The sequence below is a fragment of the Pseudoduganella sp. jia 9 genome (genome assembly GCF_055502615.1).
This window is the reverse complement of record NZ_JBUPWE010000008.1, coordinates 204,063-218,330: the sequence shown is the minus strand read 5'-3', so window position 1 is coordinate 218,330 and position 14,268 is coordinate 204,063. Positions and strand designations below refer to the sequence as shown.

The 14,268-nt window shown below is 67.4% G+C and carries 8 protein-coding genes; 1 reads left to right on the top strand and 7 read right to left on the bottom strand.

Translation table 11 applies throughout. From position 1 onward, the window contains the following. Position 1: 1 nt before the first annotated feature. From ACY34H_RS12115 to ACY34H_RS12085, 7 genes are all read right to left on the bottom strand, one after another. Positions 2 to 3,034: a TonB-dependent receptor gene (locus ACY34H_RS12115; protein ID WP_464977742.1), complete on the bottom strand. Its 3,033-nt coding sequence runs from the start codon at positions 3,032 to 3,034 to the stop codon at positions 2 to 4. 71 nt (positions 3,035 to 3,105) lie between these two features. Then, a complete protein-coding gene (locus ACY34H_RS12110) occupies positions 3,106 to 5,457 on the bottom strand; it encodes a glycoside hydrolase family 95 protein (protein ID WP_464977741.1) in 2,352 nt (783 codons plus the stop codon). Then, the gene (locus ACY34H_RS12105) at positions 5,454 to 8,804 is read right to left on the bottom strand and encodes a GDSL-type esterase/lipase family protein (protein WP_464977740.1); all 3,351 of its coding nucleotides are present in this window, start codon (positions 8,802 to 8,804) and stop codon (positions 5,454 to 5,456) included. The genes ACY34H_RS12110 and ACY34H_RS12105 overlap by 4 nt, the downstream gene beginning before the upstream one ends. Before the next feature lie 106 nt (positions 8,805 to 8,910). Then, complete coding sequence (locus ACY34H_RS12100; protein WP_464977739.1) at positions 8,911 to 9,954, bottom strand: aldose epimerase family protein; 1,044 nt, start codon at positions 9,952 to 9,954, stop codon at positions 8,911 to 8,913. Between the two features lie 5 nt (positions 9,955 to 9,959). Further along, positions 9,960 to 11,156, bottom strand: a complete 1,197-nt coding sequence (locus ACY34H_RS12095; RefSeq protein ID WP_464977738.1) for a XylR family transcriptional regulator — start codon at positions 11,154 to 11,156, stop codon at positions 9,960 to 9,962. A 227-nt stretch (positions 11,157 to 11,383) separates the two neighbouring features. Continuing rightward, the gene (gene hisN / locus ACY34H_RS12090) at positions 11,384 to 12,154 is read right to left on the bottom strand and encodes a histidinol-phosphatase (protein WP_464977737.1); all 771 of its coding nucleotides are present in this window, start codon (positions 12,152 to 12,154) and stop codon (positions 11,384 to 11,386) included. After that, positions 12,151 to 13,035 carry a LysR family transcriptional regulator gene (locus tag ACY34H_RS12085; RefSeq protein WP_464977736.1) on the bottom strand — a complete coding sequence of 295 codons (885 nt, stop codon included), beginning with the start codon at positions 13,033 to 13,035 and terminating at the stop codon, positions 12,151 to 12,153. The genes hisN and ACY34H_RS12085 overlap by 4 nt, the downstream gene beginning before the upstream one ends. 91 nt (positions 13,036 to 13,126) lie before the next feature. On the opposite strand from ACY34H_RS12085, the gene ACY34H_RS12080 reads away from it, so the two are divergent. Next, a complete protein-coding gene (locus tag ACY34H_RS12080) occupies positions 13,127 to 14,227 on the top strand; it encodes an NADH:flavin oxidoreductase/NADH oxidase (RefSeq protein WP_464977735.1) in 1,101 nt (366 codons plus the stop codon). Positions 14,228 to 14,268: the final 41 nt, after the last annotated feature.

The window sequence follows — 14,268 nt, the reverse complement described above, 5'->3', positions numbered from 1 at the left end:
ATCAGAACGTGTAGTTCAGTTTCGCGGAATAGCGCGGACCGGAGACGAACCATGCGCGGCCCATCATGCCGATCCCCTGCTGCATCAGCTGCTTGTACTTCGAGTCCGTCAGGTTCGAACCATCGACGACGATCTGCACGCGCTCGTTGAACTGGTACGACACGGAAGCATCCAGCTGGCCGTAGTCGTCCGCCCACGTCGGCAATGCCCAGCCGATGTTGGTGGCGCCCGGCGTGGCGCTGTTCGGATTGGTGTCCGTGCCGTCGCCGCCCTTCGTGCCGTTCACGTTGACGCCCTGCAGGTTCTTCGAACGCCAGCTCCATGCCGCGCGGGCCGACCACTTGCCGTAGTCGTACAGCAGCGCCAGGTTGTAGGCATTCTTCGACAGGTACTGCAGCGGCAGGTCGCCGAAGGATTGACCGTTGGTGTCGCAGCCGTTCTGGTTCAGGTTGACGTTCGCCGCGTTGTTGCCGCCGGTGCAGTAGGCGGTGAACGTGCTGGTCGACAGTTTCGTGTTGCTGTCCACGTAGGTGTAGTTGGCCTGTACGCCAAGGCCGGCCCAGGCGCCCGGCAGCTTGTCGAAGTACTGCTGGTAGGCGACCTCGAAGCCGGTGGCCCGGCCGCTCGCGCCGTTCACCGGTGCCGTGACGTTGAAGTTGTACATCCGGCCGTTCACGTCCGGGATCGCGTACTGGTACGTCTGGTTGACGATGATGTCCTTCAGGCGCTTGTGGAACATGGCCAGCGTGATCGAGCTGGATTTGCCGAAGTACCATTCGCCCGTCAGGTCCAGCTGGTCGGACTTGATCGGCTTCAGCATCGGGTTGCCCTTGCCTTCGCCGGTCTGGTTCACAAAGTTGACGTTCGTGTTGGACGGACGGTCCGGGAAGATGGTCGTCGTCGTGTCGGTCGACTGCGACAGCGTCGTGTAACCCTGCAGCTGCGAGAAGTCCGGACGCGAGATGGCCCGGGCCAGCGCGAAGCGGAACTGCAGGTCGTCGCGCGCCTTCAGGCGCAGGTTCAGGCTCGGCAGCACGTTGCTGTACGAGTTCTCGTAGTTCTGCGCGGCCGAGTAGGCCGGGATATTCGGAATCGGCACACCGGTGAGGGTTTGCGGCGGATTGACGATGGCACTGGTGTTGTTGAACACCGTGTAGCCACCGGCATCCATGTCCGTCTTCACGTAGCGCACGCCCACGTTGCCGTCGATCGGCATCTTCAGGTCATCCCAGCCGAAGCGCAGCTGCGTGTAGAACGCCTTGGTTTTCTCGGACTGTTCGTTGATGCCGGACGGATTGTCGCCGAACGCCGCAGGCGTCCAGGCGGCGCAGTTCGGTGCCGTGCCGGCGTTGGCCGCGGCCTCGCGGCACAGGATCTGGTAGTACTCGTGCAGTGCCGCGTAGCTTTGCGGGAAGCCGGTGGCCACCGACACGTCCGGGAACACCAGCGACGGCACGCTGGCCTTGCCGTTGAAGAAGTTCTCGAAGTTGTGCACGTGGGTATTGCCGGAGAAGCGCGGGTCCGACAGGTAGGCCAGGCCGCTGATCGACGTGCCCATCCACGGCGCCGTCACGGCGGCCCAGTGGTAATCCGGGTTCGACACTTCGGTGACGGCATCGCGCTTGGTGAAGCGCACGCCGAAGCGCAGGTCGCGCAGCACCGGATTGTCGAACGTGTACTTGGCATCGAGCTTCAGTGCCTTCGACTCCGATTCGCTCTGGTCCAGGTGTTCCTGCGTGAAGTTCCAGTAGTACTTGCCCGGGTCGGCCAGCTGGGCGCGCTGGGCGTCGTTGAAGATCAGGTTGGGACGGCGGCCGGTCAGGTCCAGCGTCTGCGTCTGCATCTTCACCGCGGTGGCCACGGTGGAGTCGAAGCCGTTGCTCTTGGCCTTGATGCGCTGCAGGTCGCCGGTGAACGTCCAGCTGTCGTTTGCGCGCCATTCGACATTCCACGAAATGTCGGTGGTGTCGGACTTGCGGCTGGCGATACGCGTATCGGCGCCGTAGTCGATGCCGCCGTCCAGCGGCGAGCTGAACGTGCCGGTCAGGAACTGGCCGTTGGCGCCCCACGTCGCGTCCGGGCTGACCTGGAAGTTATACGGGTTGGAAGCGGCGAAGATCGCGTTCTCATCCCACTGCATGTCGTACTTCGACTTGAAGAAGGTCAGGTGCGAACGCAGGTTGGCATCCTTCTTCCACTGCAGCGCGCCGTACATGCCCTGGCGTTCGCGGTTGAAGTTCAGCGTGCGCCATTGCGCGCCCTTCGGGATCCAGACGGTGCGGCCGGCAACGATGTTGTCGCGCGGGTAGTAAGGCTCCACCTGGAACGCGTCGGTGCGGGTACCGCTTTCCGAGTGCGCGAAGTCGACCAGCACGCCGAACTCGCCGAAGCCGGTCTTCCAGCGGTCCGACAGCAGGATCGAGGCGGATGGCGACCACTTGCCTTGCTTCAGTTCCGAATAGGTGGTCGACGCGGACAGCGCGACCTTGCGGCCCTTGAAGTCGAACGGCAGCGCGGTGCGCAGGTTGACCAGGCCGCCGATGCCGCCTTCGATCTGCTCGGCGGACGGGTTCTTGTAGATGTCCACGCCTGCCATCAGCTCGGGCGGCACGTCCTCGAAGTTCAGCGAGCGGCCGCCGTTGGCCGAGAACGAATCGCGGCCGTTCAGTTCCGAGCGCACCCACGAGAGGCCGCGGATCGATACGCCGGAGCCTTCGACGGAGTAGTGTTCCGGATCGGAACGCGACATCGTGCGGTCGATCGTCACGCCGACCACGCGCTGCAGCACTTCGGTGACCGACTTGTCGGGCAGCTTGCCGATATCGGCGGCGACGATCGAATCGACGATCTCGTCCGAGTTCTGCTTGATCTTCTGCGCGTTTTCCAGCGACGCACGCTGGCCCGTCACGACGACCGTCGCGGTGGTGGCGCTATTGCCGGCATCGGCGGTCTGCGCATGGGCCGCACCGGCCATGAACGCGATCTGCGCGGCGGCCAGGGCCATCGCATTGAGCTTGAATTGTTTCACCTGCATCTCCTAAAAAAATAATTCTCCGGGCCCTGGTGTCCAGGGCGTCCACCGCCTGTCTGGCGGCGTGCCCGGCGCTACAGCGCGCCGAGCTCCCTTGCCTCGCCCTGCTTCAGTTTCAGAATCACGGTCTTCGCACCCGTGCGCACGCGCACGGTGCCGGTCCCGTTGCCCGGTTTCGCCCTGACGGTCGCCGACGTCAACTGCCCGTCGCGCCACGTCATGTCCACTTCGTAGCCGCCGCGCCCGCGCAGCCCCGTTACCGATCCGTCGCGCCATGCCGCGGGCAGGGCCGGCAGCAGGTGCAGCACGCCGTCGTGCGACTGCAGCAGCATTTCGCAGATGGCCGCGGTGACGCCGAAATTGCCGTCGATCTGGAATGGCGGATGCGCATCCAGCAGGTTCGGATACATGCCGCCCGCGGTGTTTTCCTCGGTGCCCGGTTTATGCTCCTGTGCCCTTGCGCCCGGGGTGGCGATCACGCCGCGCAGCATCGCATGGGCTTTGTTGCCGTCGCCGAGGCGCGCCCAGAACGCGGTCTTCCAGGCCATCGACCAGCCGGTGCCGGCATCGCCGCGCGCCGCCAGCGATACGCGGGCCGCCTCGGCCAGCTTCGGCGTGCGGGCCGGGGTGATCTGCCGTCCCGGGAACACGCCGAACAGGTGCGACACGTGGCGGTGGTTGTCGTTCGGGGTATCGAGCACCGGATCCTTTTTTTCTTCCATCCATTCGAGCAGCTGGCCCCAGCTGCCGACCTTCGGCGCGGCCAGCCGGTCGCGCGCGGCGGCCACCCGGCGGGCGAACGCCGCATCCGTCTTCAGCTCTCCGGCGGCTTCCACCGTGTTCTGGAACAGGTCCCAGACGATCTGCTGGTCGTAGGTCACGCCGTCTTCCACCGGGCCGTGTTCCGGCGACCAGCCGTTCGGGGCCACCAGCCGGCCATCGGGGAGTTCCTTCAGGTAGTCGAGCCAGAACTGGCTGACTTCCTTCATCAGCGGGTAGGCGACCTTCGCCAGGAAGGCCTTGTCGCGGGTGAATGCGTAATGCTCCCAGAAGTGCTGCGCGTACCAGGCGTTGGCCGTCTTGTTCCACTTCCACCGCATGTAGCCGAACGGATTGGTTTCGGTACGGACCGTCCAGCCGCGCACCGGCTTGCCGTCCTTGCGCTGGAAGGTCTCGACCACCTGCCCGTCCTCGACGTCGCGCGACGGATTGGCGGCGCTTTGCGCCACCAGCCGGCGGTACGACGGCACCATCGATTCGACGAAGCCGAACAGCGGCAGCGCCAGCTCGGACAGGTTGGCCGTCTCCGCCGGCCAGTAGTTCATCTGGATGTTGATGTTGGTGTGGTAGTCGGCGTTCCACGGCGGCGTCAGGCTGTTGTTCCACAGGCCCTGCAGGTTGGCCGGCAGCGGGCCGCGCGAGCTGCCGATCAGCAGGTATCGGCCGTACTGGAACACCTGCGCTTCCAGTTCGGGATCGTTGCCGCTCTTCGTGTAGGCGGCCAGGCGGCGGTCGGTCGTCAGCGCGCGGCGCTCGCCGGAAGCGCTGCCCACATCGAGGCCCAGGCGGCCGAACAGATTCTTGAAATCGTTTTCCTGCTCGGCCTGCAAAACGGACCACGGGCGTGCCGCGGCGCGGTCCACCTGGCCCGACACGCGGGAAAGCGGGTGCGCGCCCTGGAAGTCCACGGACCCGTCGCGCACGTAGCTGGTACCGGCGCCCAGCACCAGCGTCAGCGCGTCGACGTTCTCGAAGCGCACCGTGTCGCCTTCCATGGTGACCTTGCCGCCTTCGTTCACGACCTGCACCTGGGCGGCATAGTCCATCTGGTTGCCGGTCAGCGGCTGCTGCGCCGGCGTCCACTGGTTGCCCCGTTCGCGCGGCACCACGAAGCCGGCCAGCGAACCGGTGGCATGGATGCGGTTGCCGAAGGCATTGATGTGCGCGCCGTGCTGGTCGGTCAGCCGCACCACGCCGCTATGGGCGCCGGGCCTGTCGGCGGTGAAGCGCAGCACGATCACGTCCGCCGGGTGGCTGGCGATGGTTTCGCGCCGATAGCGCACGCCGCCGTGCACGTACGTTACCGTGTGCAGGCCGCGCGCCAGGTCCAGCGTGCGCGAATAGTCCGTCGCGGCGGCGTGGCCCGGCAGGTCGACGAAGACGTCGCCGAACGGCTGGAATGCGCCCATCGAGTTCGCATCGCCGGTCCACAGCGTGATGTCGTTGAACTGCAGGTGCTCGCGGGCGGGCTGGCCGAACACCATCGCGCCGATGCGGCCATTGCCGACCGGCAGTGCCTCGCGCTCCCAGCCGTCGGCATTGTCGGTAGCCGGGCGGTCGTAGCGCAGGGTCAGGTCGGGCGCGGCCTGGACCACAGCCATGGTTTGCACGCCGATGAGCAGTGCGGTGTACACGATCCGCATCATTGTGCGATCTCTCCATAGACGATGCCCCGGCCGGCGCTGCTCATGTAGACGCGGCCAAAGACGTTCATGTCGCCGGCCACGAAGCGGCCGTCGCCCGGGCCGCCGTACTGGTGCGCATCGTCATTGATGCGCACCCAGTCGGCGCCTTCGTTGGTGGAGCGCCAGATGCCGCGCAGGCCGTCGACGGTGCCCCAGATGTAGACCGCCGGATACGCGCCATCGCGCGCGGCCTTGCCGAAGCCGACCGCCCCGGCATACGTCACGTCCCTGATCGTCGCGAACGTGCCGCCGGCATCGACCGAACGCGCCAGGCCGCCGTTCTTCAGTGCCACCCACACGTCGCCGGCACGGCCCGGCGCGGCGCGCACCAGGTCCGAACCGCCCTTCGGCAGTTGCGAGATGGCGGCGAACGTGCGGCCGGCATCGCGGCTAACGAGGAAGGCGCCATCCTGGTAGGCATAGAAGCGTTGCGGGTCCACCGGGTCGGCTACCGGGCGCACGCCCGCGATGCCCTGCGCCAGCGTCCACGTGTCGCCATCGTCTTTCGAAAGGTAAGTCACACGCGACTTTTCGGGAGAATGCAGAAGCACCCTGCCATCGGCCGACAGCGCCAGCTGGCCTTTTATACCGTTCGTGCCGTTCATGCCGCGCGCAAGGCGCCAGGTGGTCCCGCCGTCGCGGGTCACGTAGACCGACTTGCCCACGCGTGCCATGACCTGCGGCTGCAGGCCTGCGTACGCCAGGCCGAAGGTGGTACCCATCTGCGGTTCGTGGATGCGGCCATACTGTTTCAGGTCGTCATGGATGAAACCGTCGTAGTCGCCGATGGTCGACACCAGCGGCGCCCCCGGGCGGCTGACGAGGCCCAGCGGAACCGTTTCCTCCAGGCCCTTGACATCGAAGCGCCACGTCGTCGGCACCGCGCCGAGGTCCGACGTCTTGAATACACCGTTGCCGGACGTGACCCAGGCGGCTTTGCCATCGAACGGATCGAAGGCAACCGTGCTGGCCCAGTGGATCGCATGGCCCTTCACCCACGGCACGCCGGCACGGTCCATCGCGAAGCCGCGCGCGATCACGTCGGTCCACGTGGTGCCGCCGTCGGTCGACAGGTAGATCCGGTCGCCCCTGGCGTCACCCTTCATCTTGCTTTGCGGTGCATACAGGCTGATGGTCGAGGCCAGCAGGCGGCGCGCATCGTTGCGGTCCACGCTGATGCCGGAATACGAGGCGATCGGGCCCTTCGGCGTGACGTCCTGGCCGCCGCCGGAGGCGGTGCCGTACTTGCGGATCGCGCCCCGGTCCATTTTTTCGTCGCCGCGCGGGTGCGGGCCGGCGCCGTTGGCAAACGTCACGTACAGGTGGCCGGCGCCGTCGAGCGCGGCACGCTGCGGCATCAGGCCGTCCGACGTGGCATCCATCGGCACGAAGGTGGCGCCGCCGTCGTCGCTGCGGAACAGGTTCGTACCGGCGCGCGACACGCCGACGAACAGGCGTTGCGCCGTGCCGCCCGCTTTCACGCTGGCCGGATCGGGGATCACGAAGGCAATGCCGGCGCCGTTCGGCGTCGTCGTCACGTCGAGGCCCGGCAGGTGCTTCCAGGTGGCGCCGAAATCATCGCTGCGGAACAGGCCGTTGGCGCGCGTGCCCACGTACAGCACATTGCCGGCGCCCGGGTCGACGGCCAGGCGTTCGCCGTTGTTGCGGCCGGCGCCGTTGCCGTGGGTCTTGAACTGCGCGGTCACGTCGGTAACGGCGAAGGTCTTGCCGTAGTCGCGCGAACGCAGGATCGCCGAGCGGCCGCCGTTGTGGTAGGCGATGCCGGCCAGCAGGTACACTTTCGAGGCGTCGCGCGGATCGGCCGCCAGCGAATCCACGCCGAGCAGGCCGGTCTGGTCTTCGGACACCCAGTCCAGCAGCGGCACCCACCTGTCGCTGCTCCACCGGTAAGCGCCGCCGACATCGGTGCGGGCATACGCCACGCCCCGCTCCGTGGTCGGGATCACGGCCGGCACGAAACCGCCGCCGCCGATCGGCACGCTGTCCCAGCGGTAGCCGGTCAGCAGCGGCTGCAGGATCGGGTCCATCGCCTTGCCCCAGATCTCGTAGCCGCGCGCGTTCGGGTGCAGCAGGTCCGGCATGATGTCCTTCGACAGCGTGCCCGCCTCGTCGAGGAAGGCGCTGCCGATGTCGGCGAAGAATACGCGGCGGTTATCCGCGAACTTCGCGATGCGCTCGTTGATCGCGCCATTGATGCGGCGCGACTGGCTGTCCGCCGCATCGCGGGGGAAGACGCCGAGCAGCAGGATCTTCGCGTTCGGCAGGCGCTGCTGCAGCTCGTCGATGACGCGGCGCAGGCCGGCCGCCGTCGTCGACGGGTCTTCCTGCCGGCTGCCGGTGTTGTTGGTGCCGGCCATCAGCACGACCACCTTCGGGTCGATGCCGTCGACTTCGCCGTGCTGCACGCGCCACAGGATGTTCTCGGTGCGGTCGCCGCCGAAGCCCAGGTTGATCGGGTGGTAGCGCGCATAGCGGCGCGCGAATTCTTCCTTGCCGTCCTTGGCCCAGCCTTCGGTGATCGAATCGCCGATGAACACCAGTTGCGGCAGCGTGCCGCTGGCGCGGCGCTCGGCGTTTTCCCTGACGCGCTGTTCGTGGCGCGGCATCCACCAGTCGATGGCCCACGATTCGTTCAGCGGTTCCGGCGTGACGGAGCGCGTGCGGTAGTCGGGGCAGGCGGTGTTCGGCGTGCCCGTCTTCAGGATGCGCAGGTTGGCGATGGCCACTTCGCCCTGCCCCGTCGCTTCCACTGAAAACGGTTTCATGACCGTTTCAAAAATATCGCCGTCGCGGTAAAAGCATTTCAGCGCGAACGAGACAGGCTTCCAGCCCTGGCCCGCCGCGGCGCGGCCCGGCAGCACGTACGGCACCTTGCGTTCGCAATCCTTGCCGCAGTCGAGCTTGAAGTCGATGCCGCCCTGGGCCATCTCGCGGACGTTCAGGTCGAAGGCGACGATGCCCTTGTCGAGGTACGGCCGCAGATCCACGGGGGCATGCTCGAAACGCAGGCTGGCGTACCAGGTCTTCCGCCAGGCCAGCGTGAGGGCATCGCGGCCCGCCACCTTGCCGGCAGCGCCGCGCACGGCGGCTTCGGGCTGCTTGACGGATGGGGGAACGGCGGCACTTGCGCCGCTCAGCGGCACGGCGTTTTCCGGATCGGCGATCGTGACCTGCCAGCCGGCGCCCGGGCGGTTCTTGAAAAGCGTCAGCTGGTCGGGGGTGGCCGCGCCGGCAGCCGCCGCGTGTGCGGCGGCGACCGCCAGCAACAGCGGAAAGGTAGGACGCATGGTGTCTCGTCGTTATGTTTTTGGCAGCGTATCGTTCTGACAGCATTCTGGCTGCGGACGGTAACACGCATCAATTACGAAATTCACCATTCGGCCAAACGATATTTCACGCTTGCAGCGACACCTTGTACACCGTGGTCTGCCGATAGACCTGGCCGGGCCGCAGGATCACGGCCGCGGCGCCCTTGCCGTTGAGCTGGTCGGGGTAGGCGCCCGCTTCCAGGCAAAAACCGTCGTGTCGCGAATATGTCACACCATGGCGGCCGCGAATGCCCGTCAGGCCGTTGCCGCTGTAGAACTGCAGGCCCGCCTCGGTGGTGGACACGTCCAGCTGGCGCCCCGATCCGGGATCGATGACGCGCGCCACGTTGCGCAGCCGGCCCGGTTCGCGCGGATCGGAGGGCAGGCAGTAGCAGTGATCGAAGCCGCCGATCGCGCGGATCTGCGGATCGGGCCAGCGCATGCGCGGGCCGATGGCGGCCGGCTGCCGGAAATCGAACGGCGTGCCGGCCACTTCGGCGCGGCCGGTGGGGATGCCCACATCGTCGGTGGCCAGGTAATGATCGGCGTCGATGCGCAGCATGTGATCGCCCACGTCGGCCGTGCCGCCGTTCAGGTTGAAGCACGGGTGCGATGTGAGGTTGACCGGCGTCGGCGCGTCGCAGGTGGCCTGGTATTCGATCGTCAGGCTGCCGTCGTCGTCGAGCTGGTAGAACACCTGCACGGCCAGCGTGCCGGGAAAGCCGCCATGCCCGTCCGGCGACACGTACGACAGCGCCAGCCCGCCGTGCGCCAGCTCGCCGTCCCAGTGCGCGACATGGAAGCCGGTATCGCCGCCGTGCAGGTGGTTGCCGCGGTCGTTGACGTCGGCCTGCACCACGCGGCCATCGAGCGTGAAGCGGCCATGGGCGATGCGGTTGGCCCAGCGGCCGATGATCGCGCCGAACCAGGCATGGTGCAGCATGCCGTTCAGGCGCAGCTGCTCGCGGTCCGGATAGCCGAGCAGGATGTCGGCCATGCGGCCATAGCGGTCCGGCGCCAGCCACGAGACGAGGGCCGCGCCGCGCTCGCTGATCGTCACGCGCATGCCCCACGCGTTGGTCAGCGTGAACTGCTGGGCCATGGCGGCGGATGCGGCGATGGGCGGCATGAGGTTCATTCCTGCAGGTCGCCGGCCGGTTCGGCGCTGCGCTGGCGCTCCTGCCAGGCGCGCGGCGTGCAACCGAGTTCGCGCTTGAACACCGAATGCATGTACTGGCTGGACGTGAAGCCGCAGCGCACCGCCACGTCGGCCAGGTTGCACGTGCCGCGGGCCAGGAAGCCGGTGGCCGCTTCCAGGCGCAGGCGCAGGATTTCGTCGTGCACGCTGCGGCCCAGCTCCGCGCGGAAGTGCGCTTCCAGCGACGAGCGAGATATGCCGACGTATTCGGCCACCTGGTCGGTCTTGATGCCCTGGCAGGCGTACTGCCTGATGAAGTGCCGCGCGCGCATCACGTGCGGGTGCTTGCCCGCCTCGTGCCGGCTCGACGCGAGCACGTTGATGCCGGAAGGCGGCACCAGGATGCGCGTATCGGGCAGGCGCACGCCGTGCAGCATCTGGTCCAGCAAGTGCGCCGCGGTGCGGCCCATTTCCTGGGCGCCCTGGATCACGGAACTCATCGGGATGCGGGTCAGCATGCGCGCCAGCGGATCGTTGTCGATGCCGATCACGGCCACCTGCTCGGGCACTTCGATGCCGGCCAGCGCGCACGCCTGCATCAGCTGGCGCGCCCGCGCATCGGTGACGGCGATGATGCCGACCGGCTTGGGCAGGCTGTGCAGCCAGGCGATCTGCTGCTCGACGGCCTCGTTCCAGTGCTGCGCGCTGGTGGCATGGCCGCGGTATACCTCGGGCTGCAGCTTGTCGCGCAGCAGCAGCCTGCAGTACGCCTTCTCGCGTTCCTGCGCCCAGCGGTTTTCCCTTGCCTCGGGCAGGCTGAAACAGGCGATGTTGCGCAGGCCTGCCTCGATCAGGTGGTCGTAGGCCAGCTTGATCAGCTTGAAATTGTCGGTCGCGACATACGGCACCCCGGCCGGGTAGTCGGCCGGGTTCTCGTAGGAACCGCCGACCGCCACCAGCGGCACGCGGGCGGACGCGAGCGCGCTGGCCACCAGCGGATCGTCGAAGTCGGCGATGATGCCGTCGCCCTGCCACTGGTCGATGCCGGACAGGCGCAGCCGGAAGTCCTCTTCCAGGAACAGGTCCCACGCGGTGCGGGTACTGGCCAGGTAGCCGGCGACGCCGGTGATGACTTCGCGGTCGAAAATCTTGTTTGCATTGAAAAGCAGCGCAATGCGATGCGTTCTCAGCATTTGGTATGTCCCCCATGCTCCGTTTCGTGGGCGCCATTGTAGTTGTAGTCGGGGCGCAACGGATGACTTCTTGGCATTTTGCTCACAGCAAGATCCAGCCGCAATTGTGAAAATGACCGGCCATCATTGCGTTTCTTGACAACGTTTGCAAGCCCCTGTGGCGACATCGACACTTAATAGTGTTTCCATAAACCGGGGTCTGACCCCGGTTTTTGGCAATGTTGTCTTCAGGCAGCGTGGCGCAGCCGTTCAACCAGTTGCGCATGCAGCACCCGGTCGCCGCAGGCCAGCACGGTACCGCCGTGCTGGGCGTCGCCGCCGTCCCAGGAGGTGACGACGCCGCCGGCGCCTTCGATGATGGGGATCAGCGCCTGGATGTCGAACGGCTTCAGCCCCGCCTCGACGACGGCGTCGATGTGCCCCGCGGCCAGCATGCAGTAGGCGTAGCAGTCGGCGCCGAAGCGCACCAGCTGGGCTTCGGCGGCCAGCGCGTCCCAGGCGGCGCGCTGCGCGGGCACGCGGAGAATTTCCGGCGCCGTCGTCATCAGGCGGGCGGACGACAGGCTGGCGCAGGGGCGCGTGCGCAGCCGCTCGCCGTTCAGCCACGCGCCGTCCGGCGTGCCCGCATAGAATTCGCGTGTAAACGGCTGGTACATCGCGCCGACCACGGGCCGGGCGCCGTCGTTCAGCGCGATCAGCGTGCCCCACAGCGGCAGGCCGCAGATGAATGCGCGCGTGCCGTCGACCGGATCGAGCACCCAGTGATACGGACCGCTGCCCTGGTGGATGCCCTCTTCCTCGCCGACGATGCCGTGTTCCGGATAGCGTGCGCGGATCAGCTCGCGCATCGCCCGCTCGGCAGCCCGGTCGGCGATGGTGACGGGATCGTAGGCGCCCTGCTCCTTGTTTTCAACTTCCAGCCGGGTGCGGAAGTGCGGCATGGCCGCGGCGGCGGCGGCATCGGCCAGTTGGCGGGCGAAGTCCAGGTAGTCGTTCATCGAATACTCCTTGTTGAAATATGTTCTTGCAGGTAGTCGGCCACGCGCCGGGCGCGCGCCGGCAGCGGCCACTCGGCGCGGTGGATCAGCCACAGCGTATCGACGACCGGCGCGGCCATGTCGATGACGCGGATTGCCTCCTGCCGCGCGAACGCCCGCCGCGCGTGGGTGGGGATGACGGTGAAACCGAGCCCGCGCGCGACGGGCTCCAGCAGCAGTCCCACCTGATTCGAGAATCCGCGCGCCGGCACCGTGGCGATCCCGGGATTGCCGGGGAACGCACGGCTCAGCAGCCGCGTCGCCATCGCATGGCCTTCCGGGTGGTCGATGAAGCCCAGCGCGTGCAGGTCCTGCCAGCCGCGCACCTCGCTGGCGGCCGGCACCACCAGCTCCAGCGCTTCCTCGGCGAACGGCGTGGCGGCCAGCCGCGCATCGTCGGGCTTCAGCGCCACGATGCCCAGGTCGTAGCGCTTGTCCAGCACCTGGGCCAGCGTTTCGCGGTCGGGCGCGAAGCGGTGGCGGATCGCCAGGCCGGGGTGGGCCAGCTGGAAGTCCAGCAGCAGCGGATACAGGAACAGGCCCAGGCTGCCGGGCGTGACCAGCCCGACGTCGCCGCAGCAGGCTTCCTCGTCGGCGATGCGCACGGCCAGGCGCCGGTCCGCTTCCTCGATTTCGGCGCAGTACTGCAGCAGTGCCGTACCTGCCGGTGTCAGCTCGATGGCGCGCGGGCGGCGCAGCAGCAAGGGGCCGAGCCGGTCTTCCAGCTGGCGCACGTGCTGGCTGACAGCCGCCTGCGTGAGCCCCAGCCGTTCCGCGGCGCGGGTGAAGCTGCCGGTATGGGCCAGCGCGGTAAACGATTGCAGCCATTGTGGCGGATGCATAATGAATTCTAATGGGAGAGATAAGGTGCCATCAGTTTACATGATGCCGGGCGACGCTTACAGTGCTTCCTCTTCATTTTCCAGAACAGACATGTCCGCACTCTTCACCGAATTCACCCTGAAAGACGTCACGCTGCGCAACCGTATCGCGGTGCCGCCGATGTGCCAGTACAGCGCCGTCGACGGCTACACCAACGACTGGCACCTGGCCCATTACACGAGCATCGCGCGCGGCGGCGCCGGCCTGGTGATCGTCGAGGCCACCGCCGTGTCGCCGGAAGGCCGCATCACGCCGGGCTGCACGGGCCTGTGGGAAGACGGCCAGGCCGAGGGCATGGCGCGCATCGCCGCGGCGATCAAGGCCGGCGGCGCGGTGCCGGGCATACAGATCGCCCATGCGGGCCGCAAGGCAAGTTCCAACCGCCCGTGGGAAGGCGACGACCACATTGCCGCGGATGACCAGCGCGGCTGGCAGACCATCGCCCCGTCGGCGATCGCCTTCGGCGCCAACCTGCCGAAAGTGCCCCAGGCGATGACGATCGCCGACATCGAGCGCGTGAAATCCGGCTTCGTGCAGGCCGCGCGGCGTGCCCGCGACGCCGGCTTCGAGTGGCTCGAGCTGCATTTCGCGCACGGTTACCTGGCGCAGACCTTCTTCTCGGCCCACTCGAACCAGCGCGACGACATCTACGGCGGCACGCCTGAAAACCGTGGCCGCTTCCTGCTCGAGACGCTGGCCGCCGTGCGCGAGGTGTGGCCGGAAAACCTGCCGCTGACGGCCCGTTTCGGCGTTCTCGAATACGACGGCCGCGACGAGGAAACCCTGCGCGAATCGATCGCCCTGGTGCAGAAGATGCGCGCCGGCGGCCTCGACCTGCTGAATGTGTCGGTCGGCTTCACGATCCCGAAGACGGCGATTCCCTGGGGCCCGGCCTTCCTGGCGCCGGTCGCCGAACGCGTGCGCCGCGAAGCCGGCCTGCCGGTCGCCGCATCCTGGGGCATCGACGCGCCGGCCAACGCCGACCGCGTGGTTGCCGACGGCCAGATGGACCTCGTGATGGTGGGCCGCGCGCTGCTGGCCGATCCGCACTATCCGTACCGCGCGGCGAAGGACCTGGGCCTGGCACGGCCGTCGTGGGTGCTGCCGGCGCCGTATGCGCACTGGCTGGAACGTTACGCGATGCAGGCCTGAGTCGGCATCGGGGGATAGCGGTCGCTATCTCCCGCTGCCGA

Excerpts from the sequence above, each read along its gene's own strand:
- ACY34H_RS12115 (WP_464977742.1), bottom strand. The coding sequence starts at position 3,034 with ATGCAGGTGAAACAATTCAAGCTCAATGCGATGGCCCTGGCCGCCGCG.
- hisN (WP_464977737.1), bottom strand. The coding sequence starts at position 12,154 with ATGAACGACTACCTGGACTTCGCCCGCCAACTGGCCGATGCCGCCGCC.
- ACY34H_RS12110 (WP_464977741.1), bottom strand. The coding sequence starts at position 5,457 with ATGATGCGGATCGTGTACACCGCACTGCTCATCGGCGTGCAAACCATG.
- ACY34H_RS12095 (WP_464977738.1), bottom strand. The coding sequence starts at position 11,156 with ATGCTGAGAACGCATCGCATTGCGCTGCTTTTCAATGCAAACAAGATT.
- ACY34H_RS12100 (WP_464977739.1), bottom strand. The coding sequence starts at position 9,954 with ATGCCGCCCATCGCCGCATCCGCCGCCATGGCCCAGCAGTTCACGCTG.
- ACY34H_RS12085 (WP_464977736.1), bottom strand. The coding sequence starts at position 13,035 with ATGCATCCGCCACAATGGCTGCAATCGTTTACCGCGCTGGCCCATACC.
- ACY34H_RS12105 (WP_464977740.1), bottom strand. The coding sequence starts at position 8,804 with ATGCGTCCTACCTTTCCGCTGTTGCTGGCGGTCGCCGCCGCACACGCG.
- ACY34H_RS12080 (WP_464977735.1), top strand. The coding sequence starts at position 13,127 with ATGTCCGCACTCTTCACCGAATTCACCCTGAAAGACGTCACGCTGCGC.